This is a genomic window from Hyella patelloides LEGE 07179 (assembly GCF_900659865.1).
In the GTDB taxonomy this organism is placed as follows: Bacteria; Cyanobacteriota; Cyanobacteriia; order Cyanobacteriales; family Xenococcaceae; genus Hyella; species Hyella patelloides.
Window position 1 is genome coordinate 18,995 of sequence record NZ_LR213783.1, and the last position, 26,146, is coordinate 45,140.

Consider the following 26,146-nt stretch of genomic DNA (forward strand, 5'->3'; position numbering starts at 1 on the left):
TGAAGTGGGAATGAGGGCGATTGTAAAAAAGAATATTCTAGTAGTAAATAAAGAATTTTTACAACAGCAACAAATTACCGATACCAAAAAGCGTAATTCCATACACAAACTTTGTTCTGTTTTTGAGAGATAATGTCGAAGACAATTGGCATTGCTAAATTGTTCAAGCAGTTTTTTCGGAAATTTCTCTTCATACAATGATAAATTTCGACCTAATTAGCAGATTCGCTGTAGCTTCTCTGCTACTATTAGCAACACCTGGACCTGACTTACTGGCAATGCTGGGGCGCGGAATCAGCCAAGGTCGGCAAGCAGCGATAGTAACAGTTGTGGGTTATGCACTTGGTGATGTTACTCATACTATATTTGCTGTAGTTGGACTCTCTGCATTAATTCAGTCCTCAGCAATTGCATTTCAGATAGTAAAGTATTTTGGTGCGTTATATCTGATCTACCTTGGCATTCAAGCAATTCAAAATAAACGCCAATTTAGAATTGTTTCTAAAAATGAAAGAATTGCAACAGCTACAATTTTGAGACAAAGCATCATATCTAGCATCCTCAATCCCAAAACAACACTATTTTTTCTGGCATTTTTACCACAGTTTGTTGATGTAAATGCTGGGAAAGTTCAGTTGCAGATGCTCATTTTGGGAGTGGTTTTTATGTTACTTGGGATGTTAGTCTATTTTCCAGTTGCTTACTTTTCTGGAGTTATAGGTAGATGGATTCAAACTCGTCAAGCTATTGCCAGTAAGATACGTTGGGTTACGGGAAGTATTTTTATTGGTCTTGGATTACGCGCTGCACTTACTGAAAATTCTTCATAAACGGTGAAGGTTATCTTGTGTTAGGTATTACTTTGTGCTACCTAACCTACTAGCGTGTCTAGACTAAAATACTGGGTTAATCCCCTAAGTGAAAAATTTTTTTCCGCCAGGTTTATGGATTAAGAGGCTTAAATTATCAAATAAACTATTGAACTCTCTCTCAGCCCCCTTATACTAAATCCGATTGTCAAACTCCTCATATAATATTTGTGTAGAGACATGACGGGGCGATACTTGCTCTTGAATTCATTTCAAGAGACAGCCCCTCATATATCTCGTCTCTACAAGGTTTAACGGTTTTACTGACTAAGTGTTTTATGAGAACAGAATTTGGTATTACAAGGATATAAATAAAGATCATCCAAGCTCTAAGAGGGAATGACTATCATCACTCAAAACACCACGAACACCTAGCTAGAAAATATTCATTAACTGCTTCACTGGTATTTTGCCACCCTGAAAAAAAACAGGTACTAAGTTCAACCTAATACCTTAATATGTAATTTTTAATTTGATTTTTTTTACTAAACAGCAGACTTAGATAAGGCATATTCTTTCAACAAAGCTGCTTTATCTGTTCTTTCCCAAGGTAAATCTAAATCCGTTCTACCAAAATGTCCGTAAGCAGCTACATCTTGATAAAAACGACCATTTCTCTCTGCTGGTAAATTTCTGAGATCGAAAGTTTGGATAATTCCCGCAGGACGCAATTCAAAATGTTCTTTAACTATTTCTAGTAATTGATCTTCATCAATTTTTGCCGTACCAAAAGTTTCTAAGAAAATACTAACGGGTCTAGCCACACCAATAGCATAACTAACCTGTACCTCACACTTATCTGCCAAACCCGCAGCTACAAGATTTTTTGCTGCATAACGACAAGCATAAGAAGCACTACGATCTACTTTTGTGGGGTCTTTACCAGAAAAAGCACCACCACCATGACGAGAATAACCGCCATAGGTATCAATAATAATTTTTCTTCCTGTTAGACCAGAATCTCCTTGAGGGCCACCAATGACAAACTTTCCAGTAGGGTTAACCAAGAAGCGGGTGTTATTATCAGGTTTGATTGTTAAATCAGCAAAAACAGGTTGTACGACTATTTTCCAAAGGTCACCACTGATTTTCTGCTGGACTGCATTACCTTCGGTGATATCTCCAATAGATTCAGTGTGCTGAGTAGAAATTAAAATCGTGTCAATGCCTACTGGTTTACCATCTTCGTAAATTACTGATACCTGAGTTTTACCATCAGGACGAAGATAAGATAATTCGCCACTCTTTCGCACTGTTGCTAAACGGCGAGACATCCGATGTGCCAAACTAATAGGTAAAGGCATTAATTCAGGTGTTTCATTACAAGCATAACCAAACATAATACCTTGATCGCCAGCACCAATCTTATCTAATTCATCATCGCTTAATCGATCCCTTTGTTCTTGGGCTGCTGTAACACCCTGAGATATATCAGGAGATTGTTCATCTAAAGCGACTAAAATAGAGCAACTATCGGCAGAAAAGCCATTTTCTCCGTGAACATAGCCAATTTCAGCAATTTTTTGACGAGCTAAATCCACAAAGTTAACTTGCGCTTTAGAAGTGATTTCGCCTGTGATTAAAACTAAGCCTGTATTAACTACTACTTCCGCAGCCACACGACTCATGCTATCTTGGTTTAGTAAGGCATCTAGGATAGTATCAGAAATCTGATCGCAAATTTTATCGGGATGACCCTCTGTGACGGATTCTGATGTAAATAAATAACGTTTAGACAATTTGATCGAGTCCTCCCTTGATTCTGGAACTAGTATCGAATGTTAAGGTCAAGTTTACATCATACAAGACGAATAATTATGTGTATTGTATTAAGATAATAACCTTATTTGAACAATTGAATACATTTAAGGATAAACTGCATTTGATTTGAAGGTGAGGGATGCTAAGGTTTCCTCAGAATATTGTGACTGCCGTCTGTAATCGGCTAATATTTTGGGTTTTTGAGTATTTGAAGCTTAAAAAACTTTTATTACGTCTAAATTATCAATTATTACTGTAGCTGAGTCCAAATGTTTTGCGGTTGGATTATCCCAAGAAATACCAATTGTACCTCTAGCATTAGCTTGTTGTGCCATTAAAATATCTCCTAAAGAATCTCCTACCATGAGAGTATTATAGGGTTGCACATTTAACATTTGGCAAGCTTTCAAATATAATAAAGGACTGGGTTTGCTTAAAATGCGATCGCTACCTAAGAGCAACTGAAAGTAAGAATTAATCTGTTCTCTCTCCACAAAAGTTTTGATTCCAACCGTAGAATCAGCAGAAATAATACCTAGTTTTAAATTAGTCGCTGCTAAAGATTTAAGTACCTCCAAACTACCAGGAAACATCGGAGAAGATTTTCTGTTTGGCATTACTTTGTTTGCTACTTTATCAAAGGCTCTATGAGCAAGCTCTTTGGCTGCAAACCAACCACAACCACTACTAGCAATATAAGCAGCAGCAGCTAATTCATTTTCTTCCCTGCTGCCCACTGCCATTAACCCCTTGGGATCTAAACCATTGTCTGTAACTCCTAAAGCAATTAGCAAGCTATCGGCAATTTGGGGCATTGAAATGGCAATTTGATTAACTCTTTCTTGGGCTAATTCCTGTAGAAAAAGACGAGAATCTTCTAATGTGCCATCTTTATCAAAAAAAATAGCTTTGATATCCGAAAATATTACGTCATTACAGGCTATTTCTGCCATATGTTATTAATTAGTAGGTTGGAATTGATGAACTGGGACAAGAAGATTGATAACTCTGTATTTACGAGTAGGTGCTTTGCTTTGTTGGTGCAATAATGGATGATTCCAAATCCTGTTCTCATAAATCACTTATTAGTAAAGCTGTTAAACCTTGTAGAGACTCGATATATGAGGGGCTGCGGGACGTTGTCATTCACCTGAACTAAATTCAGGTGACAGTCCCTTGTCTTTTGAGCGTGAGGGATGCTGAGGTTTTTGTAACTATAGGGAATAAAGTAAGAATTAATAACCATTTGAAGGACTTTGTTTTTTGCTAGTTTTCCCTATTCCTCTGGGTTTATTGCTCCATAATAATAAAAGAGGGATGAGGTGCTCACGCAGAATCTGTTTTCAACATCATATTTAAACAGAACTTAAGATGATTCTTGCTGGTATTGGGGTTAAAAAACTACCTCATCAAAAAAATAGAGGGTATTACCCTCTACTTTAGTTTAAATCTAATTAATTATGAATTAGTAATTTACTCTTCTTCTGTGGCATCTACTTCTTCAGTGAGAGTAGTTTCTACTGCTACTGCTTCTGTTGATTCAGTTGCAGTAGTTTCTTCCTCTACGACAACTTCTTCTTCTTCACTAGCAGTAGTTTCTTCCTCTACGACAACTTCTTCTTCTTCACTAGCAGTAGTTTCTTCCTCTACGACAACTTCTTCTTCTTCACTAGCAGTAGGGATTTCTTCTTCTTCTAGGGTTACTCCTTCTGCTTCTGCGAGTAATTTACGACGATATTTTTCGGCCATCTCGTCAGCTTTTTCAAATACTAGATCGCGATTTTTGAGCATATCACCTGGTTCTGGTTCTAGCTGCTTAGTTGAGAGAGAAATACGTCCTCTTTCAGCATCTAAGTCAATAATCATCACTTTTAACTCATCATTAACATTAAATACACTATGAGGTGTGTCAATGTGGTCATGAGAAATTTCAGAGATGTGAAGCAGTCCGCTGACGCCACCGATGTCGATAAATGCACCATAAGGTTTGATTCCTCTGACTGAACCAACTACTACCTGACCTACTTCTAAACCATTCATCTTGCGCTCTACCAATGCACGACGATGGCTTAATACCAGGCGATTACGTTCTTCGTCAACTTCGAGGAATTTGAGGGGTAAATCTTCTCCTACTAAATCTTCTTTAGCTTCTCTTGCACTAATATGAGAGCCAGGAATAAAACCTCTAAGTCCTTCAATTCTGACTAATGCACCACCACGGTTAGTGGCAAATACGTTAGAACGGACTGTCGCGTCTTCTTGTTGTAGCTGTCTGACTCTTTCCCAAGCACGCATATACTCAATACGTCTGATGGAAAGGGTTAATTGTCCGTCTTCGTTTTCATCGGTAAGAATGAAAAACTCTCTAGTCTCATCAGCTTGGAGAACTTCAGAAGGGTCATCAACTCGGTTGATAGACATTTCCTGAATGGGGATGTAGGCTGCTGTTTTGGCACCGATGTCAATCAGGGCCCCTCTTGGTTCCATGTTGAATACTGTACCTGCTACCACATCCCCAGGACTAAAGTGGTAGTCATACTTATCGAGAAGGGCTGCGAAATCTTCGTGAGTAAAACCGATATCTTTCTTACTTGTTAATTGCTGATTGACCATGTGCTTTTGTAATTCCTTGTTTTTGTATCTCCTTGGTTAACGTGCCTCCTGCCGATGTACACTCTCTATAAGATCGTGTAGCCTACACCCACATTTGTCTGTTAGTAATCGCAATATAGGGTTTTTACTAACTACTTGTATGATAGATAATAATAGTGCCTTCATTTTTTGGCTGCGATTACCCATTATGACATTGTAGCTTTTTTTGGAAGCTACACAAATGTTTTTGTGCTTTTTTTGACTGGAGGAAATGAGGAAAGACCCCGCGTTGCTGTAAGCCTTTTATTTCCTTCGTATTCGGTGTTTACACCCATCGCATCTTCGTGTTTACACCCGTCGTATTCGGTGTTTATCCCATCGCATTTGGGGGTTTATGCCCGTCGTTTTGGGTACAAGCGTCCGACTTAAACTTCCCTTGGAGACCTCGCACATTCGCGAACTTACCAAATGCTTCTCGATACTCTTCTTTAAGAAAACGCATATTCCGAGAGCGAGTGTTGACGGATTTTTTGAGAATTAAGCCTATTATGAGATTATGAGTAACAGTCTAGTATCGCATTGCGATCTCTAGAATTGTCGGATTTTTGCCATTTAGGACGATCTTTTTCCCAAGTTTCTTGTTGCAAATCATGTAAAGTCTCAATAAAATCTTTAATACCTTGAAACTGACGATATACTGAAGCAAACCTAATATAAGCTACTTCATTTTCCCGACGTAAATACTTTAATACCAATTCTCCTATTTCGTTGCTCGAAAATTCTCGTTCTGTGCTTTGCTGCAACTTGGCTTCTATCTCATCCACTATGCTTTCAATTTTTTGATGGGTGATACCAGTTTTCTCACAAGCTCTCATAATACCTCTAATTAATTTAAAGCGATCAAAAGATTCTCTGCTACCATCTCTTTTAATCACTGTAATTGGTACTAATTCAATTCTTTCGTAAGTTGTAAAACGTTGCTTGCACTGAAGGCATTCTCGGCGACGGCGAATACTTTGCTTACCTTCTGTAGAGCGAGATTCTAAAACTCGACTTTCTGTATGCTGACAATTAGGACACAACATAATTATGTTTAAGAATAGTAGCTAGATCGAGAAATTCCAGCAAGGGAGATTGTCGATTATTTTCTAGTCAGATTTAATTTATAAAGATAAAATAACTAAATTGCAAAAATCTGAGCCTCTTACCACATCTTAATCTTTGTAATACAGATTAGAATGGCAATTGACTCAGAATCGCAAGAAAAATTAAAAATATTTAACTTTTGTTTGCTGTTTATTTTTCAATACGGGGTGGTTCACGAAATGCCACTGCGAAAAATAAAACAGAAATCATCATAGTCAGGACTAATATGTAAGCGACGCTTTCCATGTCTGCTCCTAGTTGTTTGTTACTTTATATTTTATCAAGAAAAGAAGAGTATCGAGGAACTTAACAATACTTCAAATTACTCGATCGCTCTTCTCCGATAGATTAGTTTGTGTGATTGTTCACTAAACTCAGCCTAGATAGGCTCTTGGCGACGAGATGATTTGTCACCAACTTTCGCATAGAATCCCCATTCTACTTGTTGTTCTTCTAATTCGGGGTCAACACCAGCAAATACGTCTCGATATAAAGTACGAGAACCATGCCAAATATGACCAAAGAAGAAGAGAAGCGCAAATACAGCATGACCAAATGTAAACCAACCACGGGGACTGGTACGGAATACACCATCAGAGGCTAGAGTTTCGGTGTCAAAAGCAAATGATTCTCCCAACTGAGCTTTACGAGCATATTTCTTAACCTGTCGAGGCTCGGTAAAAGTTTGCCCACCTAAAGCACCACCGTAAAAGGAAACGCTAACGCCACTTTGTTCCATGCTGTATTTAGATTCTGCACGACGGAAAGGAATATCCGCACGAATAATACCATCAGCATCAGCTAACACAACGGGGAAAGTTTCAAAAAAGTTAGGCATACGACGTACAAATAGTTCACGTCCTTCGCTGTCAGTGAAGACTGCGTGTCCCAACCATTCTTGAGCAATACCATCACCACCATCCATTGCACCAGTACGGAATAAACCACCTTTTGCGGGGCTATTACCTACATAGTCGTAGAAAGCTAGTTTTTCAGGAATTGCCGACCAAGCTTCAGATTCAGTTGCGCCATCAGCGATTGCAGTATCTACACGACGAGCAATTTCTTGCTGGAAGTAGCCTTGATCCCATTGATAACGAGTAGGACCGAATAATTCGATGGGAGTAGTTGCGTTACCGTACCACATAGTACCTGTAACGATGAAAGCTGCGAAAAATACTGCTGCGATAGAGCTAGAAAGTACAGTTTCAATGTTCCCCATACGTAAGGCTTTGTAGAGCCTTTCGGGAGGTCGAACACTGAGGTGGAATAAACCAGCAATAATACCAACAACACCAGCAGCAATATGGTGAGCTACTACGCCACCAGGGTTAAAGGGGTTAAACCCAGCAGGTCCCCATTCTGGGGCTACTCCCTGGGCATGACCTATTAGACCATAACCATCACTTATCCACATTCCAGGCCCCCAAAGACCAGTTAGGTGGAATGCACCAAAACCAAAGCAAAGTAAACCAGATAAAAATAAATGGATGCCAAACATTTTGGGTAAGTCCAAAGCGGGCTTACCAGTACGAGGATCGACGAATAATTCTAAATCCCAATATACCCAGTGCCATACAGCAGCTAGGAATAATAAACCAGAGAGTACGATATGAGCGATCGCAACTCCTTCAAATGACCAGAAACCAGGGTTAACACCGGTTTCTCCAGTGACACTCCAGCCACCCCAAGAACCAGTTACGCCCAAACGTGCCATGAAAGGTAACACGAACATCCCTTGTCGCCACATGGGATTGAGAACAGCGTCACTAGGATCGAAAGTTGCTAGCTCAAAAAGAGCCATTGAACCAGCCCAACCTGCTACTAAAGCAGTGTGCATTAAGTGAACCGAAATTAGACGACCTGGATCATTCAGGACGACTGTGTGAACCCTATACCAAGGTAGTCCCATTGACTACACTCCTCCTGTTGAGTAATTTATTTAGTTAGATTAAGTGAACCGAAGTTTCTACTTAGAAAAAGCGGAGTACCGTTCAGCTTTATGTTCTAATTTGTATTTTTTTGTCTTATGCTCTGGCTCGGTCAGTAAAAATGACCTAAAGCAGAAGAAAGATCGACTTATTCTAGGATGTCTTTTTTTCCTATTATTTAAAGAAGTGTAACTATTGTTAGAACCTATTGCAAGAAATAACGATTGTTATTGGTAAAAATTAAGTTTTGTAACAAAATAAAAAGTATTTCATGGGGAGTGGGAGATAGAAAATTAAGTAACAGACGAAGTCGTGATGTCGTGATGTATTGAAAGAGTAGCAAGTCAAAAATTTACTCGTAGGTAATGCCAGCTTAAAACTAAAAGTTATGGGAGGTATTTTAGCAATTTTTCGGCTTGATGAAGCATCTCTATGGCTTGCTCTGCCGAGATTAGACGCTTTAAGACTACCTGCCCAATAGTGGGTTGAGATTCGGGAGATTCTGGGTAAACTTCGATCATGATTACAGCATCTTCTACTTGATAAAGCCAAAGTATTTCTTCTTTTTGCATTATGGCGCAATCAAGCTTAGTAATTTCTGGCGATCGCATCCAAAGGGATTGATTCCACAATCCGCCAAATTCCCAGACTCTTCCATAAGTCCATCCTTCTGCAAGAAAAAAATACTTCACATCAAAAGCTCCACTCTTTACAAGGATGAAGGATTAAGGATTAAGGATGAAGTAATCAGTAGTTGGTTTCTTCATTCCTAGTTCCTCATTCCTGATTACCAGTCCCACATTACAGGATTATTATCAAGGTGGTCGGTAACTTGTTTACCAATTTGGTCTATTTTGGCAATTTCTTCTTGAGAAAGGGTAACTTTGACAGTCTGAGCATTGTCAGCGACTTGTTGAGCATTGCGAGCTCCAGCGATCGCATTTGTTTGAGGTTGAGCAATCAGCCAAGCCAGAGCTAGTTGTGCCAAAGTGCAGTTATGTTGCTCTGCAATAGGTTTAAGTTCTCTTAAAGCTTGTTGCACTCGTTGAAAATTTTCTGGTTGAAATAGTTTGTGTTTTGCTCTATGATCCCCTTCAGCAAATTGAGGATGATCGCCAAATTTTCCTGTTAATATTCCCTGTGCCAAAGAAGAGTAAGCCAAGATAGAAATATTGTTGTCAATACAGTAGGGCATAGCATCGCTTTCTACTTGTCGCCAAAATAGAGAATAGGGCGGTTGTAGACTGTCTATTCTGCCGTATTGTGATGCTTCTTCTAGCTGAACAGCAGAGAAATTAGATACACCAATAGCTCTGATTTTGCCTTGCTCTTTAAGCTTATTTAAAGCCTCCATCGTTTCTGAGATGGGTACAACTTCTGATTTAAATGAACCAGAGGGCCAATGAATCTGATATAAGTCTATGTAATCGGTATTGAGATTGGTTAGAGATTCTTCGCAAGATGCTATTACTTTGTCATATTTAAGGCGATCGGCAAATACTTTAGAAGCGTAAACTACTTTATCTCGAACATCAGATAGAGCTTTGGCTACGATCCTTTCAGAATGACCTGCACCGTAAACTATAGCAGTGTCAATGGTGGTAATTCCTGCTTCGTAAGCGGTACGAATAGCTTTGGTAGTTTCCTTGTCTTCAATTCCTGCCCACATCTTTTTACCTGCTTGCCATGTTCCCATAATAATGGGGGTAATTTGCAGATCGGATTGTCCTAATTGTCTGGTTTGCATTGTTATTTATTGAGAATAAAATATGATGAGTGCTTACCAAGAATGATAGCGATTCAGGGAGCAATACCCATTACCAAAACAGGAATATCAATATCCGCAACGCCTCTTTGTTCCAAGTCCCAAACTATTTGCTCAGAGTAAGAAACACCTGTAGACATTTCATCAGCTAATTATTTTAGAGGAACAATTTCAATTCCGACATCAATAAAATCAAGATTGTGAAAAATAGTCATCTTGGCACACACGTTATAAGCCATAAATGCGTATTTACCAAATTGAACTTCTACTCCGACGCGATTTTTGAGAAAGTCCATTTCTCGATAGAGTTTTTGTCTTCCAGAAGGGACATAAGGATTAAAACCAGGAGCGTAATAGTTGTAATCTTGATAATCACAATATATTTTTTCTTTATACCAATTTCTTCGATCAAATTCTGATTTAAAGGCTTTGTTTAAACCTGGAGGGCTGTATAACATTCTGCCTTGCATTGTTTTCTCTTTGCTTGTTTTATTTTTTAGTTGTTGAGCATCAATACTTTGAATAATTATTTGTACTTCTTGTAATTCGTTAGGAAATTTTTGCTCTATGATTTCTTTTCCATTTTTGAAGGAATAAAGTCCGCCAATAATCACTTAGATGTACCCTTTTTTTCAAATAACTTCATTTGTTCTGATTCGGCTTTTTGCCACTCTTGAGGGACTTGACTTACTTTATCTTTTCCTACGGGTTTGTGAACAGGTTTTCCCATTGGTCGGGTACGAAGTGTTCCTTCAAAGTAAGAATTAATTCTTTGATGGGCTATTTCTATATACTGACTTTCTTTTTCACATCCAATAGCTTTACGATTGTGTTTGATAGCTGCAATTAAAGATGAACCAACGCCAGCAAAAGGATCGAATACCCAATCATGTTCATTAGTTAAAGCTAAAACACATCTTTCTACTAGCTCTACAGGATATTGACACGGATGAAGCGTTTTTTCTGGATGATTGGATTTCACATTAGGAATTTCCCAAACTTCTTTTGCCCATTCATTAATCGCTATTTCCCAAAAATCAGAGGGATTTTTACCTTTAGGATTACCTGAAGGCTTACCTTTATTTTTACCTTTATAGTGGCGTTTTCCAGGGTATTTAGAAGGTACTCTGACCGCATCTAAATTAAATAAGTACTCTTTGCTTTTTGTAAACCATAAAATTGTTTCATAACGCCCAGAAAACTTTTTAGAAGCGTGAAGACCATGGCCAAAATGCCAAATAATGCGATTTCTGAGAAATAAGTTATATTCTTTAAAAATTTGGTAATAAAAAATATCTAAAGGAAAAACTTCTCCTTTATCTACATAATTTCCTACTTGCCAACAGATACTTCCATCTTCTTTGAGTATTCGATAGAGTTGTTTTATAATTGGTTTTTGCTGTTCTAAATAAGTTTCTATAGCAATACGCTTTTCATATTTTTTGCCTAGATTATATGGTGGAGAAGTAACTATTAGAGTTATAGAATTATCAGGAATAGTTGAGAGAAAATCTTCAACATCTCCTAATTTTAATACTAAGTTGGCATCAGTATTGAATTCCGTTTCAATAGATGTGTATTTCGGAAAAAGAGATGGGTTATTCATTCAATCCGTATCAAAATATCTTACAAAGACTAGCATATTGAGCTAATTAAGAGAGTTAAAAATGTTATAATTTTTTTTGTTAATTACAGCGATCGCATATCCATAAATCAGACATTTAAAACAATCTAATTTTAGTCATTAATTATCTTATTTACTTTGGCTACTAACTGGTCTAAATTATCTCTATTTAAACGATAACTAAGGGGATGAGCAACTAATCTTGCGGTGCTTTCGTATAAAACATCAATTTCAATTAAGCCGTTTTCTTTTAAAGTTTTACCAGTAGAAACTAAATCGACAATTGCTTCGGACATTCCTGTAATGGGGCCTAATTCTACCGAACCTGATAAGGGTACAATTTCTATAGGTAAGTCAATGTTGTGAAAATGCTCTAAAGCAGAGTTAACGAATTTTGATGCTACTCTACCATGAGGGGGTAATTCTTGCGATCGCCTATATGTACTAGATTTTGGTACAGCTACAGATAGACGACAGTAACCAAATTGTAAATCAGTGAGATTTGCCACATTAGCTTGTTTTTCTCGCAACACATCATAACCAACAATACCTAATTGCGCTTGACCATATTCAACGTAGATAGGGACATCTTGCGCCCTGACAAGTAAAGCCTGGGCTGTTTTAGTGGAGTCAGTAATTTGTAGCTGACGGTTACTTTTATCAAGAAAGAGGCTGAAATCTAAGCCTACTTGTTTAAAGAGTTCGATACTGTCTTTAAGTAACGCGCCTTTAGGCAAAGCGATAGTAATCATTTAGGTGAATGAGATTTATCTGTAACCACAAGATTGTAGATTAGAATTCTGACACAAGTCCAATAAATAAAATAATTGTCTGATTTCTGGATTTGGTTTGAATTCAACTTGTTTTATTTTCCATTCTTCAATTTGTTTGATCGCTGCCAAAGGACTAGGAAAATATATTATTTCAGGTGATGTTAGAGACTCGGTTAAGTTAAAAACCAGTGATGACAAAATCGGATTCCCAAAAAGCATTAAGCTATTTAAGAATCAATATCTAGCCTTATTTACTGTTAAGCAGTATAGGTAATAACTATGAAACAATGGCGATCGCTATTCTCTTGGATTCGATTCAATTCTTGAGTAAGTCGCGATCGCTTTTTTATTTTGAGATAATCTACAATTACCAAAAGTCAAACAAACTTTATGCTGAATTAACTGTTGCTAGTAGATGCCATCGCATTTGCTAGTTATTGGATATTACAAGAGATTATCCAATAATATAACTTCTCCTGTAGTACTATTTTTGATATGAGACTAGAAAATCGACAAATTAATCAATGGACAATGATCGTTCGCTATATTCTGATGAGTTAATAATCAAACCTGATGCTACATCAGCAGAACTAGATGAATTGATGAAAACTGGAAATAAAGAAGTCAAAAAAGCGATCGCCTCACATCCAAATACATCTCTAGAAACATTAGTTAAATTATTTAGAAATTATTCCGAACAAGTTTTAAACCACCCTAATTTAAGCCTAATTCTCTTGGGCAATCCTGATTTTTTAGAGAAATTAGGCAATGAACCTTCTTTTTATTTGAATTCACTCTCTAAATTTCCACAATTTTTCATAGAGTGGGCAGTTAATCATTCTCAGGCATCGATACGCTCCGAGATTGCTGGCAACCATTATATTCCTCTTAATTTCTTAAATAAGTTAGCTAAAGATATAGATAAGAATGTTAGAGTCTCTGTGGCTGGAACTGTTTGTATGTCCGATCCAAACTTTGAATGGCTATATGGAAAAAAAGCAATAAATCGAACCGTAAATAATCATCCTGATGCGGCTTTGAGAATTATAGGTCAATTGGCTCAAGATAAAAATATGAATGTTCGTTATGTAGTAGCAAACAACTCTGGCACTCCGATTCATATTCTCGAACAGCTATCATTTGATTCGGATTGGCAGGTTCGTGAGGCAGTGGCAAGAAATCGCCAAACGCCTGAAACAGTGTTAAGGAGGCTATTTGAAAGTGAAAACAAAACCATTGTCGAATCTGTCGCTAGAAATCGAAACATTCCTAATGAGTTGATGGAGATATGTGCAGCTAGTGATGATAATAGATTGCGTTATTTTATTGCTGGCAACTCTAGTGCGACAGAAGTTGTTTTGACAAAATTAGCTGTTGATAAAAATAGAGATATTCGTCAACAAGTAGCTAATAATTCAAATACCTCACCTCAAATTATTGAACAGTTGGCGAAAGAGGGTATTCAGAAAAATGAAGACATTCCGTTTTGAATAACTAGAATATTACTAAAGCAATTACTCTCTTCCCATTTACTTACCTATTCTTCTTGCCCAACTGTCTTATTAGAAGTCAACTGTAGATACAAACCTGGGACTACAAAAAAGGCAATCAGAGTTGAAGAAATTAAGCCGAAGATAATTGCCATACAGAAGGGAAACCATTTAGGATCGCTAAATGCCAGGGGTAATAAGCCGATTACCACGCCCTTCGGGCTGAAGTCAGGAGTCAGGAGGATAGAGTCAGGAGTCAGGAGTTAGATAAAGCCCGAAGTTGGAGTATGCGCCTCGCCATTTTAGGCGAAGAGAAACAAAATATATTCAAGTATTGAATCCTCGCTCCTTCGCCTCAGAGGTAAAACTTCAGACTTGACCGAAGGGAATCCTTTAGGGCAGACTTCAGATTTCTGACTTCGTGAACGTAGTTAAGCTAGTGGTAAGGATGGGACGCAGGCGATCGCTAAAATTTTGTCAAAACTATCGGTAGATATTGGCTAAAACCAATAAAGTCCTTATCTGTAGTAAAAATTTCGTAATTTCTGCGGTTTGCAGTTGCACAAATTAGAAAGTCAGCATTTGCTCCTTGAATACCATTGCGACAACAAATATTAAAATAGTCTGCTGCTAATTCACGATCTTCAATGTCTAACAATAAATCGGGGAAGGCTCGAAGATTATCTTTTAGTTTGTCAAACTGTACTTGGTGCTTGATACCAGACAAAATTTCCTGTCTAACTGCACCAAGAAGAATTATCCTTCCATCACCAATGAAATCGCGAAGTTTATTGGCTATTGAATTATTTTGCTGCTGTCGTCTTAATGCTAATGACCAAACAGAAGTATCAACTATGACCTTCATGACTGGCGACGTTGTTCTTGATAGTCATAGTCATCTTCGTATTCGATTGTCCCAAATAATTCAGTAATTTTGAGTTGCTTGCGCCGTTGAACGTATTCTTGTAAAGCTGCTTCTACCACAGCACGTTTGGTGCGATGCCCGCCTAGTTTTAAGGCTTCTTGGATTAATTCATTGTCAATTTCTAAATTAGTCGCCATCTGTGTTTATTTTGGCTTTGTGCGAGTTTTTCTACAATATAACGCACAAAATTAATTGAGTTTATAGTTTTGGGCGATCGCATTCTCAATGCCTAGTATCGATTGATGTTTGGAGTAATCTGGGCAAATTAATAGTGTCACCCGTATTTGTGGGTAAAACATTATGACATTGTATAAAAACAAATATCGTATCGAATCAATACGATTGCCTAATTACGATTATTCCGCCAATGGTTACTATTTTGTGACCATTTGCACCCACAAAAAACATTGTTATTTCGGCAAGATTGTTAATGCCCAAATGCAGTTATCTCAGGTAGGAAAAATCGCCCAAAAACATGGGCAAGACATACCAAATCATTTTAATGATGTTGATATTGATGAATATATCATTATGCCAAATCACGTTCACGGAATTATTGTAATTAACAAACCCGATAAACCCCGTAGAGACGTAGCATGCTACGTCTCTACCGACAATGATGATATAAACCAAACAATGTCAAAATTATCCCCAAAACCTGGTTCATTGGGGGCAATTATTCGTTCATACAAATCATCTGTTACTAGGTGGTGTCGTCAAAATGATGATGATATTTTTCGCTGGCAACCAAGGTTTTATGAAAATATTATTCGCGATGAAATAGCGTTAAATAATATTCGTAAATACATTATTAATAATCCTGCAAAATGGATAGAAGATCAAAATTATGTGAGTTTAGAATAGCGATACATTGAAATTTTCAAAGAATAAAGAATCAAAAGAATGTTTCAAATCAGAGCGATCGCAAGCAACCCAATCTCCTAACCTTAGCTAAAATTGATCTCAATATGGATTTATCTCAAGCTTTGACAGTTGCCAATCAAGCTATGTTAGCTCAATTTGATCGCGGATTAAGCGATGTAGAAACGGCGATTGTAAAAGGGTCTTAGGAAAATCAAACCTACGATAAGATCGCAGAGGTTTCGGGATATTCCGATAGCTATTTGAGGCGGGATATTGGCCCCAAACTGTGAAAAATTCTCAGTCAGGCTTTGGGAGAACCCGTTAGTAAAAAGAGTTTGCAAGCTGCTTTAGCTAGAAAATGGCAACAAGAACAAGATGCAGTTAAGCCCAAAAATAAAGCAGAAGGCTATCGTTTATCCTCGAAACTAATTACTGTTACTGACTAAAACTGTGCTTTGATATATTCACGACGCATCATACTAATTGCATCGATAGAGATTCCTTTGGGACAAACTGCTTCACATTCTCCGTGGTTAGAGCAATCTCCAAAGCCTTCTGCGCTCATTTGTTCGGTCATTTTAGCAACTCGTAGTTTTCTTTCAGGATGTCCTTGAGGAAGCAGTGCTAAATGGGATATTTTAGCTGCTGTAAACAGAGAAACGGAGGCGTTAGGACAAGCTGCAACACAAGCACCACAACCAATACAGGCTGCATAGTCAAATGAGCGATCGCTATTTTCTTGAGATACGGGTAACGTGTTAGCATCGGGAGCAGCACCCGTATTCACAGAGATATATCCCCCTGCTGCGATAATGCGATCGAGTGCCGAACGATCTACTACTAAATCTTTGATTACAGGAAAGGCTTTAGCACGCCAAGGCTCTACTACAATGGTGTCACCATCTTTAAAGGAGCGTAGATGTAGTTGACAAACGGCGGTAAGCTTTTGATTTCCGTGAGCAATACCATTAACCATCATGCCACAAGAGCCACAAATACCTTCGCGACAGTCGCTATCAAATTCTACTGGTTCTCGATCGCTTTTGCATAGTTGCTCGTTTAAAACATCTAGCATTTCTAGAAAGGACATTTCAGGGTTGAGATTTTCCAGTTGATATTCAACGAAGTTACCAGTGCTTTGAGCGTCAGCTTGTCGCCATATTTTGAGAGTAATTTGCATAGTGGGGATAGTTAAGATTGATTGCTAATACATTTAGTATCTAATAAATCTGCTCGCTGTGTAGAGACAACGGAGCAGGTTTCGATCGATGGGAGTAAAACAAAAGAAGTTTCTGTACTTAATTTATTGATAGCGTTTTTGACGATGTTTTGCCAGGAGCTAGAGACTAACCAATTTCTTGCTAATAAGTATTCTGGGGTCAAGCTAAAATAAAAATTTTTTCTTGTTTTTTAATAATCTCACACTTAAAATTATCATCTATGGACTTTCTACTGTTTACTGATGTAATTTTTTTAACCAAATGTATGTAATTATAGTAATTGCTCAATATCATCTTTTTCCCAGGAATCAAAAGTAAAAAAATTTAGCCTATCATCATTCCACCAAGAAGGAACATCAGCCTTAGTTAAAAATACAGGATAAATATTTTTACAGCTGTTTAAAGAGTGGTGCTGTACTTTAAGTTCTTTAGATATCCAAACAGAAGAATTTACACTGTTAGAAATTAAAATAAATGCGATATCAAATTTTTCGGATAAAGTATATAAAAAAGGAAGCATTGCATCTCCTGTAGGAAAATAAGCTTTAGTATAAATTGTAATCTGGTATTTTATCTCTAATTTTTTTTTAAGTTTTTGGGCTATACTTTTTAAGATGGATTCACACACAATACAAATAGTCATCTTATTCATTGATTGTTAATTTTTTTAGTTTTTTTAGCTACTAAGTGATTAATTTTTTTATTTTTAGTTCAGTACTTTTTAAAAAATACCAATGAAAGAATATTTTGCTACTTTCTGGCAATAAGCGATTTATTATGTTGCGAAGCCGATCTCTGTTTTGATAAAGTAGCAGTAGAATGAGGTAAATTTTCTGATACTAACAAATAGCGATCGCTATTTGCTAAAGTATTAAGCCGAGGAAATTATTTTTCAGTTAAAGAGGTTAAAAAGTCTCGATCTACAACTTGTCATAGTATAGGAATTGTAACTTTATTTAATTCTGTCTCTCCAAATAAACTTTTACCAAAAGGCACAAATAAAAAAGCTGCTGCGATACGTTCCTCCTGCAAAGATAGATTTCTTTCTTCTATTTCTAAAGCTCGACATCGATCCAAAATAGAGATATTAGTTAAATTAAGAGTCTCATTGTAATCTTGTTGTAACTGAGAGTAATTAAGTTCTGCAACTGCTAAAGAAAGAGACGTTGTTCCTCTAATAGAATAACCAAAAAGACCCCAATTTTCTAAGTCAAAGTCTATAAACCCCAACAAGCTATAGTTAAACTTAATTCTTTCTGCGGGATAGGTGGAACTTTGAAGAATTAAAACACTAATTAAAGTAGTAATTGCAATCAATAAACTGCTTTTACGTAGTCTAAATAACAACTTTTGGCACAAAAACAACATTACAAAACTTAATTAACACTAAGAAGCTTATTTTAGTTAAAGAGACTTTGTCGTAAAATTACAACGCCTCCTCTAACTTCATTAATTTTTACTACTTTTGTAGCTTAGTTAACAGATAGTTTTGGCACAATTAAAATATGCAGTGCAAAAGGCGGATATGTTTTAGGCATTATTGAAGTAATTTTTTCGTAACAACCAATCGTTAATTATGACTGAGTATTCTGCCTTTTGTCCAAATTAACCATCAATGCTATTCGTTAGAGGAAAAGGCGTTATGAAAACTCAAGAACTTTTGAGACGTTATAAAAAGCAAGAATTGGACTTTTCTGGTATCAACTTGCATTCTGCTAATCTGAAAAAGGCTAATTTAACCCGTATTAACTTAACCAGAGCCGATTTAAGTGATGCTGATTTAAACAATGCCGATCTTAGCGGTGCTTGTCTGAAACAAGCAAATTTAACCAATGCCGATCTCAATCATGCTAGTCTTGTCGGCGCAAATCTCACAGAAATTAATTTAATAGGTGCAGAATTAATCGGGATTGACTTAAGTGGTGCTAATCTTAGTGGTGCTGATTTACGTTGTGCTAACTTACACCAAGCTAATCTAAGTAACGCTGACTTAACAGATGTCGATCTTAGTGGTGCTGATTTAACTAATGCCGATCTTACCAATGCTAAATTAGCAGGAACAGACATTACTGTCGCTGACACCAAAGGAGCAAAAATCAGCAAAACTTCTTTAGATAAAGGCGTGAGAACTCAAAGTAATACTTCTCATCATTGGGTCAGTTGGTCTGGTCAATAGATTAAAATTAAATAATTATTAATATTAGTGGAGTTTTTCTTTAATTGACTTCACTTTTTTCTTTAATGATATAAATCTACACTTTGTTAGGGTTTGAAATTTAATTAATCGACTCAGTATTTACCAAGAAACCCCTTTTTAACAACAGAATCGATGCGTTTATACATTGGGTAGATTAGCATTTAATATTTTTGAGTCAATCAACCTTAAGTATTATCTTCAATAAGATAGTTTTGCCATGAGAGCTTTAATTACTAAACTGTAATAAAGATACAATAATAAACAGATAATTAATTAAAAACTGTTCATGACTGCTGCTGAAACGAAATCAAATATAAAACCTGCTTGGAAAACTAAACTACTATACGACGGGGAATGTCCTTTGTGTGTGCGAGAAGTTAATTTTTTACAAAAAAAAGATGCTGGTCGTGGAATAATTAACTTTATCGATATAGCCGATCGCAATTATAATCCTGAAGATAATGCTGGTATCGACTTTGAAACGGCAATGGGTCGCATTCATGCTATTACTAATGACGGTACTGTTATTCAGGATGTAGCAGTGTTTCGTCGCGTATACGAAGAGTTGGGTATGGGGTGGATTTATGCGGTTACCAAATTGCCCATATTGGGAGCGATTGCCGATTGGCTGTATGATATTTGGGCAGACTGGCGTTTAAAACTTACAGGAAGACCAGATTTAGCTGTAATCGTAGCGAAGCGAGAGCAAAATGCTAAGACTGAAACTGCTAGATGTCGCCTAGATAAGTAACTGGTAAATAAGTAAACCTAAATTATTTCGTAGGATTGGTAGTGCGAAACCCATCTATTACTTATAGCTGTTGGGTTCTATTCTTACACCCAACCTACAAGATGTTTTCTGTTTAAAAAGCGTGGAGCTACTTAATAGTCTCTGGTACTAACCTAATAAAGCGGTTTGGTTGCGTTCAAAAACGTATTCGCTGTAATCTGCAATATCATCTATACCGATGTAGTTAAGAGTGAGTTCCAGTGTTAACCAGAGACTTCCTTTGAATAATAGTTTACGCCACTTTACATTCATAATATTGAGCTATAGCTTTACTATATTGATGCTTTGGGAGAGCCAAAGATGCTTCTTTTAATAAAGATTAACAATTTATGTAACTAACCGCAATATATTATTTGACATTTTTAGATAGATATGAATTTTAAATCTGAGTTATCAAATTTCCCTAAGAATAAGTACTCAGACAAAACTAAATACAACAAATATTAATTCAGTATTTTGTCTAAAAAATTACCTGAAATTTTCAGCGAAATTAATCTTTCACTACAATACGCCATTCTTCTGTTGCACCAATTACTCTACTATCGGGTATGAGTGGAGTGTCATTTGATAACAGTAAGTAAATTTTTTTGGGCTTTAATAACATTTCCTGTAATTTTGCTTCAGATACAGGAATCACTAAGCGATCGCTGTAAAAATTTAATGAAGGACGATGATAGGGATATGATGTGTAAATAGTGGTTTCTGGTGATGTTGTTTCTCTAATTAATTTTGCTACTGGTTTTACGGGATAAGCTTCTGCTAATTCCCAAATACTATGAGAAGTATTAAAAAGAATTAATAATGCTAAATATAAGCCTACAGCAAGAGAAATAATGAAATGAGATGATTGTTGATTAATTAGGATTGTTGTGAGGATAAAAGCTACAGCTAAAGTTATAGCAATGAGCAGTAAATCAACATCTCGTGGATTATTAAAGAAGGCGTAATAAATAGCTGCTAAGCAAAAGATGATAGATAGCAATAGTAACCATAGCTGATAAATATTTTTCTTAAATTTTCTTCTTTTTTGTAACTCAACTATCTGATTTAAGTTTGCTCCTACCAGCAAAGCAAAAGCTGGATAAATTGGCATAATATACCAAGGTAATTTGGTAGTCATTAAAGAAATTGCTAATAGATAACCACTAAACCAAATTAATGCTAACTTTGCCCAAGTTTTATCCCATTGCTTAACAGCTAATTTAATTCCTCCAGGGAGAAATATTAGCCAAGGTAAACTATATTCAATTAATTCTAGAAAATAATACCAAACAGGCTGTGAGTTATTTTCAACGGGATTAATAACACGATTAAAAGTTTGTGTACCCAGATTATAATTAATAAATTCTTGTCCGTAATGAATATACTGTAAAATGTACCAAATAATTGCAGGGCTAATACCTAAAAAAAAATAAAAATAGTTTGCCAAGAAAATAAAGGTAAAAAAGTCTTAATTTCTGAGATAATAAATAATAGAGTAATCAGAAATAAAAGAATAGCGATCGCTATTCCTTTTGTTAAACACAATAACCCTAAACTAATACCAATAATAAATAAATATAATCGCCGATAAATAAGATTATTGGATTTGTTTAGAAAACAAGTACGTAATCTTAATAAGCACCAAATAACCAAACAAAACTCAAAAGTAATCACACCGTCTAACATCGCTAATCGATTGTGGCGAACCACAGGAATCAATGTTAGATAAACTATTGCAGAAAACAACGCCACTTTCTGAGTAATAAAAATTTCTCTACCTATAAAATAAAGTGAAGGAACACATAATGCCGAAATAATTGCAGGAAGACATCTAGTCGTTAATTCGCTAACACTAAAAAGCTTGTAATTCAACGCAATTAAACCATGAATTAAAGGAGGTTTATTCCAATAGGGAGAACCATCAATATTTTGTGGATATAACCAAGTATAACCCCCTGGATTTGCACGATAAATTTCTCTAGCTACTGTTGCAACAATTCCCTCATCCCAATCTCGTAAGGGAAATTCTCCTAAATTAAATGTATACAAAAAAATAGCTGTCAGAAATAATATCCACAGCCACCAAATATTTTTCATTATTGTGTAAATGATTTATCGTACAGAAATTTATTGTAGAGACGTTTCACCGAAACGTCTCTACTAATAATTAAAATTCACTATCTCCACCATAACCGCTAACAGCACCAGGATCGACATCTCTTTTTGAACCTAATAAATCTAAACGATCCACTTTAATGACTGGCTTAGAACGTTCTTTCCCTGTATTTCTATCTGTCCAAGTTTCTATTTTTAAAGAACCTTTAATACCAATTAAACTACCTTTGGTAACATAATTTCCTGCTACATCCGCAGTTTTTCCCCACATTTCTAAATTAAACCAATCTGGTTGACTATCACGACTGCGACGGTTAACCGCTAGGGGTAGTTTACAAACCACACTTCCCGAAGGAAAATGTACCACATCAGGATTTGCGCCAGCACGACCAACTAAATTAACTACATTAAGACTTTTCATATTTTTTAGTACTCTAGTACCCAATTAATCACCTTAGTTTAGCAGATTGTGTTTAAACTGATCGCTAATTATTAAGAGTTTTTAGTTTATTTTTAAATTTATTTAGCGCGCGTTGAACTATAGTAGGTGGTGTTTCAAGTGGAGGATCGGCGGGAGGGTTAGGATCGTCTAAATAGCGATAGTGTTTCCAAATATCCCAATAAGGACAACCTGGTTTAATTTTAATCCCTGCCCAATGGATAAACTGTAGCGGTTGATTAATTTTCGTATCGACTAAAATATCTCCTTGTCTTTCAAAATGGGTGCTTCCTCCCCAATTTCCTGGCGCACCTCCTTCACGACGAATCATATTAAATCGGCGATCGATACGAGTTAGTACCATATAGTTGAAAATAGGCTGATCGGATACTTTTTGGGAGAAATCAAAGTATTCAGGATTATGAGCGCATTCGGTAAATATTTTAGCTAATTCAGTCTTAGAAATCATGCTTTTTTTTGAACCCCAAAAGCCACTATTAAAGGTATCCTGTATATCGGCTTCTTTAATAACTCCTGCTTCTAAAATTTTGGGAGTAAAGATATTTTTTAGCTGCGATTTATGCTGATAATCACAACAGATAAAATCATAGTTATCAAAGTATTTAAAGTTATTGCTTAAAGGCTCAAAAACCACAATATCAGTATCAATGTAAATAAATTCATCAAACTCACCAAACCAACAAGCTTGCTTACTTAATTTATTCGGTTTATCAAAAAAGTTTTCGCCAAAAATAGCAAAAAGCTGCTGTGATAAATCTTTTATAAAATCTAAATCCTTATATAAAGTTACCCCGTGCTTATCTCCTAAAACTTGCGCTACTTGCTGATAGTTATCATCAAACGGAATTAACACCACAGGAATATCGGGATCGTATTTACGAATGCTATTTAGAAGAGCGATCGCTTGTTCTATAACCTTATCATTAGCAACAATATAAACACCTTGTTTCTTATCATTCATAATATTAAAAAATAAAAATTATTACTGTACAGACATTCCCTAATGTATACAGAGATTTCGTCAATTTTACAAACGTTCCAAAGGAACGTCTCTATTACCTAATCTTACTAACTATTTTTTGCCATAAAGTAACTTTTGGCTTTAAAGGTTGTGGTTTCCCAGTAAACTTTGGTTTTGCTTCTGGATTTTTTAAAAACCGATAATATAAAAACAAATCTCGATAAGGAAAATCAATATTTTCTCCCTGACACACCTTAGCAATTACAGAAGAAGATAAACCAATATAATGCAAATAAGTTAAACGCTGACCTTTATCATATAAAACATGGTCTTGTTCTTCAAAATGAGGAGAAGTAATACAACACCCCGTCTTATCACTTTGCTCTAGATTTAACGCTAAATTATAAACCGATTTACCAGAACGCATCATCATATAATTAACAATAGTTTGGTCTGGTGCCATTGGATAAAGAATCTCTGCATCACCCTCTTTTAGATGACCAATTAACTGTTCCAAATCAGTATCCGAAAATAAATCCTTTTTAGAAGCATAAAAACCCGAACAAAAAATTTCGTTAGCTACCCTATCAGCATCAAAAACCTGAGCCAACTTTGGCGAATCCACCTCATAAACATGGGTAGGGTCTTTATACTGAAAATCATAAACAATACAATCATGACTATCCAGTAAATCAAAAATACGATCCACCCGACTCATTAATAAAGTATCCGCATCCATGTAGAGATAACGATCGAAAGGCGCGTCAAAAGCACCGTAGCGACGATGAGTACCCACCCGATGATAACCAGTACTTCCAGCCGATTGCCATCTTTCCTTAGCAGTGGGATGAGTATCCCAAACTCGACGTACAAACTTATCCCATTTTGCTATCGACTCAGTATTGCTGTATAACTGAACATTAGGTCTAGTTGCGACCTCTTGGGCTAACTTAGCTGTATTATCATCATAGGGATAAATACAAACAGGAATATCACCCATCATCACTTCAATACTATTAAGTAACGCAATAATCTGATCGTAAACGCGATCGTTTCCTAACGTACAAATTCCATTCATGTTTTTTCCTGTAGGGGCGCAAGGCTTGCGCCCTCATCCAATTATTTTTTAGTATTGAGTTACAAAATCCGAAAGCCAGTTTAATAAATTCAACTCATGTAAAATAATTTGTCTAGCCTCTGCAATCTTATCCTTTGCTTCATGCCAAGCGTCAAGACTAGATGTCACCTCTTGAATATAAGCAATCCCCTTCTCATCCATACTAGGTAAACGCAAAAAACTCCCCTCTGGCAATAACTTATCCGCAGCCGAACCGCCATAATAAATAGGGAGACACCAACTTAAAATAGAATCCCATAACTTCTCACTCACATAAAGATTGTTATCGGCGTAGTTTTCGATCGCCAAGTTATAGTAATAAGGTGCCATCGCATTCCATTTATTCTCCACCACTCCACAACTATCCGCCCATTGAGGTAAACGACGACCATAAAGGTCGAATTCCACAGTACTTTCTTGTAACATCTCTAAAAAAGCTAGCCTGCGTCGATGATTTTCTGTCCGCGAGATACCAGAAGTAATCCAACTACAGGGCTTGACCTTTTCAGGAATCTTACCCGATGCTAACTCATCAAAAGAATGACCCACATACCAAATCGCTGGCATATAATCAGGAGTAGGTGCATCATTATCGGGACCCGATATATAGCTACAATAATGACTAGCTGCTTGATAGTTTAATTTATTACGTTCTACCACTTCCTCTAAAGGAGGTTCACGCAACAGAAAAATTATTTTCTCTTTGGGTATACGGTAATTTTGGATTAAATCAGTCTTTTGCGGTGTCGTAGTAGCTTTTTTGCCTAACTTTTTCCACCAAGGTTGAGGTGATTGCGGTTTCGGAAAGTCATACTGATATAACAATAAATAATCTGGTTGCTGCGCCGTGGCTAACATTTGAACATTTTCCCAAATTCCAAAATGATTCGGCGTTTGCTTCCATAACCAATCTCGGCGATCTAGACCTTTATAGCTACTAAGCATTGCCACAACTTTTTGACTCACGCTTTCCCTTTCCCTTTACATCTGCGGTCGGTTTTTATCCACTCCAAGTTAACATTTTGTTTTCTGATGTAGAAATAACTGAGAAAGCTCATCTCTTTTACCTGGCTGATTCTCTTTGTGACAAGTATCACTGTACGTAATCTTTTAGTCGTCACAAGCATTAATTGACAATAAACCTTTGTTCATCAGAAATAAGCTTAAACAACAAGGTAGATTTTGTTATGGTCAACACAGGAGTCCCCATTCGTCCCGTCAAAATTAAACACTACAAAAAATTTTATAGAGAGATTCTCAACTTTGAATAATACAGTTTTAGTGTGTCAGAATCTTAGCTGTCAGTCTTGTGGTTCGGCACAGGTTTTAAAAGCTTTTCAAGCCTACTCAATTTCTGATACAACAATAGTTGGTTCTGGCTGTTTGGGTCAATGTGGTAATGGCCCAATGGTGTTAATTCTTCCCCAAGAAATTTGGTATAACAAAGTTTCTCCTGATGAAGTCAAAATTTTAGTCGAACAACATTTACTTAAAGGACAACCAGTAAAATCAATGCTTTATCGAGTGAAGCATCCTAACTTACAGTAAATAATAAACATTGATT

At 36.5% G+C, this 26,146-nt stretch carries 33 protein-coding genes and 1 pseudogene; 9 read left to right on the forward strand and 25 right to left on the reverse strand.

Going from position 1 to position 26,146, the window contains the following annotated elements; genetic code table 11:
• Positions 1-197: 197 nt before the first annotated feature.
• The gene (locus H1P_RS04750) at positions 198-830 is read left to right on the forward strand and encodes a LysE family translocator (RefSeq protein ID WP_144864662.1); all 633 of its coding nucleotides are present in this window, start codon (positions 198-200) and stop codon (positions 828-830) included.
• A gap of 524 nt (positions 831-1,354) precedes the next feature.
• Here H1P_RS04750 and metK read toward each other — a convergent pair.
• From metK to H1P_RS04810, 12 genes are all read right to left on the reverse strand, one after another.
• Positions 1,355-2,608, reverse strand: coding sequence for a methionine adenosyltransferase (metK, locus tag H1P_RS04755; protein ID WP_144864664.1), 1,254 nt, complete (start codon positions 2,606-2,608; stop codon positions 1,355-1,357).
• Between the two features lie 237 nt (positions 2,609-2,845).
• Positions 2,846-3,583 (reverse strand): HAD family hydrolase, encoded by a 738-nt coding sequence (locus tag H1P_RS04760; RefSeq protein WP_144864666.1) that lies wholly within the window; start codon positions 3,581-3,583, stop codon positions 2,846-2,848.
• Positions 3,584-4,103: 520 nt separating this feature from the next.
• Positions 4,104-5,243 (reverse strand): 30S ribosomal protein S1, encoded by a 1,140-nt coding sequence (locus tag H1P_RS04765; RefSeq protein ID WP_144864668.1) that lies wholly within the window; start codon positions 5,241-5,243, stop codon positions 4,104-4,106.
• 533 nt (positions 5,244-5,776) lie between these two features.
• Positions 5,777-6,307 carry a transcriptional regulator NrdR gene (nrdR, locus tag H1P_RS04770; protein WP_144864670.1) on the reverse strand — a complete coding sequence of 177 codons (531 nt, stop codon included), beginning with the start codon at positions 6,305-6,307 and terminating at the stop codon, positions 5,777-5,779.
• A gap of 211 nt (positions 6,308-6,518) precedes the next feature.
• Positions 6,519-6,614, reverse strand: coding sequence for a photosystem II reaction center protein T (locus H1P_RS04775; RefSeq protein ID WP_144864672.1), 96 nt, complete (start codon positions 6,612-6,614; stop codon positions 6,519-6,521).
• A 133-nt stretch (positions 6,615-6,747) separates the two neighbouring features.
• Complete coding sequence (gene psbB / locus H1P_RS04780) at positions 6,748-8,280, reverse strand: photosystem II chlorophyll-binding protein CP47 (protein WP_144864674.1); 1,533 nt, start codon at positions 8,278-8,280, stop codon at positions 6,748-6,750.
• A 405-nt stretch (positions 8,281-8,685) separates the two neighbouring features.
• Complete coding sequence (locus H1P_RS04785) at positions 8,686-8,991, reverse strand: hypothetical protein (protein WP_144864676.1); 306 nt, start codon at positions 8,989-8,991, stop codon at positions 8,686-8,688.
• 95 nt (positions 8,992-9,086) lie between these two features.
• Complete coding sequence (locus tag H1P_RS04790) at positions 9,087-10,046, reverse strand: aldo/keto reductase (protein WP_144864678.1); 960 nt, start codon at positions 10,044-10,046, stop codon at positions 9,087-9,089.
• Positions 10,047-10,216: 170 nt separating this feature from the next.
• Positions 10,217-10,678 (reverse strand): BglII/BstYI family type II restriction endonuclease, encoded by a 462-nt coding sequence (locus H1P_RS04795; RefSeq protein ID WP_222426934.1) that lies wholly within the window; start codon positions 10,676-10,678, stop codon positions 10,217-10,219.
• A complete protein-coding gene (locus tag H1P_RS04800) occupies positions 10,675-11,670 on the reverse strand; it encodes a DNA-methyltransferase (protein WP_144864680.1) in 996 nt (331 codons plus the stop codon). The genes H1P_RS04795 and H1P_RS04800 overlap by 4 nt, the downstream gene beginning before the upstream one ends.
• Positions 11,671-11,801: 131 nt before the next feature.
• Positions 11,802-12,440 (reverse strand): ATP phosphoribosyltransferase, encoded by a 639-nt coding sequence (gene hisG / locus H1P_RS04805; RefSeq protein ID WP_144864682.1) that lies wholly within the window; start codon positions 12,438-12,440, stop codon positions 11,802-11,804.
• Between the two features lie 15 nt (positions 12,441-12,455).
• Positions 12,456-12,659: a hypothetical protein gene (locus H1P_RS04810; RefSeq protein WP_144864684.1), complete on the reverse strand. Its 204-nt coding sequence runs from the start codon at positions 12,657-12,659 to the stop codon at positions 12,456-12,458.
• 326 nt (positions 12,660-12,985) lie between these two features.
• On the opposite strand from H1P_RS04810, the gene H1P_RS04815 reads away from it, so the two are divergent.
• On the forward strand, positions 12,986-13,951 hold the full coding sequence (locus tag H1P_RS04815) for a hypothetical protein (protein ID WP_144864686.1): 966 nt from the start codon (positions 12,986-12,988) through the stop codon (positions 13,949-13,951).
• A gap of 47 nt (positions 13,952-13,998) precedes the next feature.
• Here H1P_RS04815 and H1P_RS35765 read toward each other — a convergent pair whose 3' ends face one another.
• The 3 genes from H1P_RS35765 to H1P_RS04825 form a co-directional block, all read right to left on the reverse strand.
• Positions 13,999-14,163 (reverse strand): hypothetical protein, encoded by a 165-nt coding sequence (locus H1P_RS35765; protein WP_186375836.1) that lies wholly within the window; start codon positions 14,161-14,163, stop codon positions 13,999-14,001.
• A 254-nt stretch (positions 14,164-14,417) separates the two neighbouring features.
• Positions 14,418-14,816 carry a PIN domain-containing protein gene (locus H1P_RS04820; RefSeq protein WP_144864688.1) on the reverse strand — a complete coding sequence of 133 codons (399 nt, stop codon included), beginning with the start codon at positions 14,814-14,816 and terminating at the stop codon, positions 14,418-14,420.
• The gene (locus H1P_RS04825; RefSeq protein ID WP_144864690.1) at positions 14,813-15,013 is read right to left on the reverse strand and encodes a type II toxin-antitoxin system VapB family antitoxin; all 201 of its coding nucleotides are present in this window, start codon (positions 15,011-15,013) and stop codon (positions 14,813-14,815) included. The genes H1P_RS04820 and H1P_RS04825 overlap by 4 nt, the downstream gene beginning before the upstream one ends.
• Before the next feature lie 163 nt (positions 15,014-15,176).
• On the opposite strand from H1P_RS04825, the gene H1P_RS04830 reads away from it, so the two are divergent.
• From H1P_RS04830 to H1P_RS35770, 4 genes and pseudogenes are all read left to right on the forward strand, one after another.
• Positions 15,177-15,740 carry a transposase gene (locus H1P_RS04830; RefSeq protein WP_144864692.1) on the forward strand — a complete coding sequence of 188 codons (564 nt, stop codon included), beginning with the start codon at positions 15,177-15,179 and terminating at the stop codon, positions 15,738-15,740.
• A 104-nt stretch (positions 15,741-15,844) separates the two neighbouring features.
• Positions 15,845-15,946, forward strand: a complete 102-nt coding sequence (locus H1P_RS40095) for a helix-turn-helix domain-containing protein (RefSeq protein ID WP_484133484.1) — start codon at positions 15,845-15,847, stop codon at positions 15,944-15,946.
• A gap of 12 nt (positions 15,947-15,958) precedes the next feature.
• Positions 15,959-16,030, forward strand: a pseudogene (locus H1P_RS40100) (hypothetical protein); the annotation flags it as partial.
• A gap of 18 nt (positions 16,031-16,048) precedes the next feature.
• The gene (locus H1P_RS35770) at positions 16,049-16,186 is read left to right on the forward strand and encodes a hypothetical protein (RefSeq protein ID WP_186375837.1); all 138 of its coding nucleotides are present in this window, start codon (positions 16,049-16,051) and stop codon (positions 16,184-16,186) included.
• On the opposite strand, the gene H1P_RS04835 is transcribed toward H1P_RS35770, so the two are convergent.
• The 3 genes from H1P_RS04835 to H1P_RS04845 form a co-directional block, all read right to left on the reverse strand.
• Positions 16,183-16,920: a succinate dehydrogenase/fumarate reductase iron-sulfur subunit gene (locus tag H1P_RS04835; protein WP_144864694.1), complete on the reverse strand. Its 738-nt coding sequence runs from the start codon at positions 16,918-16,920 to the stop codon at positions 16,183-16,185. The two genes, H1P_RS35770 and H1P_RS04835, sit on opposite strands and share 4 nt — an antisense overlap.
• 311 nt (positions 16,921-17,231) lie before the next feature.
• The gene (locus H1P_RS04840; protein WP_144864696.1) at positions 17,232-17,612 is read right to left on the reverse strand and encodes a hypothetical protein; all 381 of its coding nucleotides are present in this window, start codon (positions 17,610-17,612) and stop codon (positions 17,232-17,234) included.
• 278 nt (positions 17,613-17,890) lie between these two features.
• Complete coding sequence (locus tag H1P_RS04845; RefSeq protein ID WP_144864698.1) at positions 17,891-18,277, reverse strand: alpha/beta hydrolase; 387 nt, start codon at positions 18,275-18,277, stop codon at positions 17,891-17,893.
• A 325-nt stretch (positions 18,278-18,602) separates the two neighbouring features.
• Here H1P_RS04845 and H1P_RS04850 point away from each other — a divergent pair, with 325 nt between their 5' ends.
• Complete coding sequence (locus H1P_RS04850) at positions 18,603-19,136, forward strand: pentapeptide repeat-containing protein (protein WP_144864700.1); 534 nt, start codon at positions 18,603-18,605, stop codon at positions 19,134-19,136.
• 307 nt (positions 19,137-19,443) lie between these two features.
• Positions 19,444-19,908: a thiol-disulfide oxidoreductase DCC family protein gene (locus tag H1P_RS04855; protein WP_144864701.1), complete on the forward strand. Its 465-nt coding sequence runs from the start codon at positions 19,444-19,446 to the stop codon at positions 19,906-19,908.
• A 147-nt stretch (positions 19,909-20,055) separates the two neighbouring features.
• Here H1P_RS04855 and H1P_RS35775 read toward each other — a convergent pair whose 3' ends face one another.
• From H1P_RS35775 to H1P_RS04885, 7 genes are all read right to left on the reverse strand, one after another.
• Positions 20,056-20,199: a hypothetical protein gene (locus H1P_RS35775; RefSeq protein ID WP_186375839.1), complete on the reverse strand. Its 144-nt coding sequence runs from the start codon at positions 20,197-20,199 to the stop codon at positions 20,056-20,058.
• Positions 20,200-20,437: 238 nt separating this feature from the next.
• Positions 20,438-21,376 carry a hypothetical protein gene (locus H1P_RS04860; RefSeq protein WP_144864703.1) on the reverse strand — a complete coding sequence of 313 codons (939 nt, stop codon included), beginning with the start codon at positions 21,374-21,376 and terminating at the stop codon, positions 20,438-20,440.
• Positions 21,349-22,026, reverse strand: coding sequence for an ArnT family glycosyltransferase (locus H1P_RS04865; protein WP_144864705.1), 678 nt, complete (start codon positions 22,024-22,026; stop codon positions 21,349-21,351). Before H1P_RS04865 ends, H1P_RS04860 begins: the two co-directional genes overlap by 28 nt.
• 70 nt (positions 22,027-22,096) lie before the next feature.
• A complete protein-coding gene (locus H1P_RS04870; protein ID WP_144864707.1) occupies positions 22,097-22,465 on the reverse strand; it encodes a single-stranded DNA-binding protein in 369 nt (122 codons plus the stop codon).
• 64 nt (positions 22,466-22,529) lie between these two features.
• Positions 22,530-23,465, reverse strand: a complete 936-nt coding sequence (locus H1P_RS04875) for an Npun_R2821/Npun_R2822 family protein (RefSeq protein ID WP_144864709.1) — start codon at positions 23,463-23,465, stop codon at positions 22,530-22,532.
• 94 nt (positions 23,466-23,559) lie between these two features.
• The gene (locus H1P_RS04880) at positions 23,560-24,543 is read right to left on the reverse strand and encodes an Npun_R2821/Npun_R2822 family protein (RefSeq protein ID WP_144864711.1); all 984 of its coding nucleotides are present in this window, start codon (positions 24,541-24,543) and stop codon (positions 23,560-23,562) included.
• A gap of 48 nt (positions 24,544-24,591) precedes the next feature.
• Entirely contained in the window at positions 24,592-25,548 is a 957-nt protein-coding gene (locus H1P_RS04885; protein WP_144864713.1) for a glycosyltransferase family 10 domain-containing protein, read from the reverse strand.
• A gap of 297 nt (positions 25,549-25,845) precedes the next feature.
• Between H1P_RS04885 and H1P_RS04890 the strand changes: the two genes are divergently transcribed.
• On the forward strand, positions 25,846-26,130 hold the full coding sequence (locus H1P_RS04890; RefSeq protein WP_186375840.1) for a (2Fe-2S) ferredoxin domain-containing protein: 285 nt from the start codon (positions 25,846-25,848) through the stop codon (positions 26,128-26,130).
• Positions 26,131-26,146 lie beyond the last annotated feature (16 nt).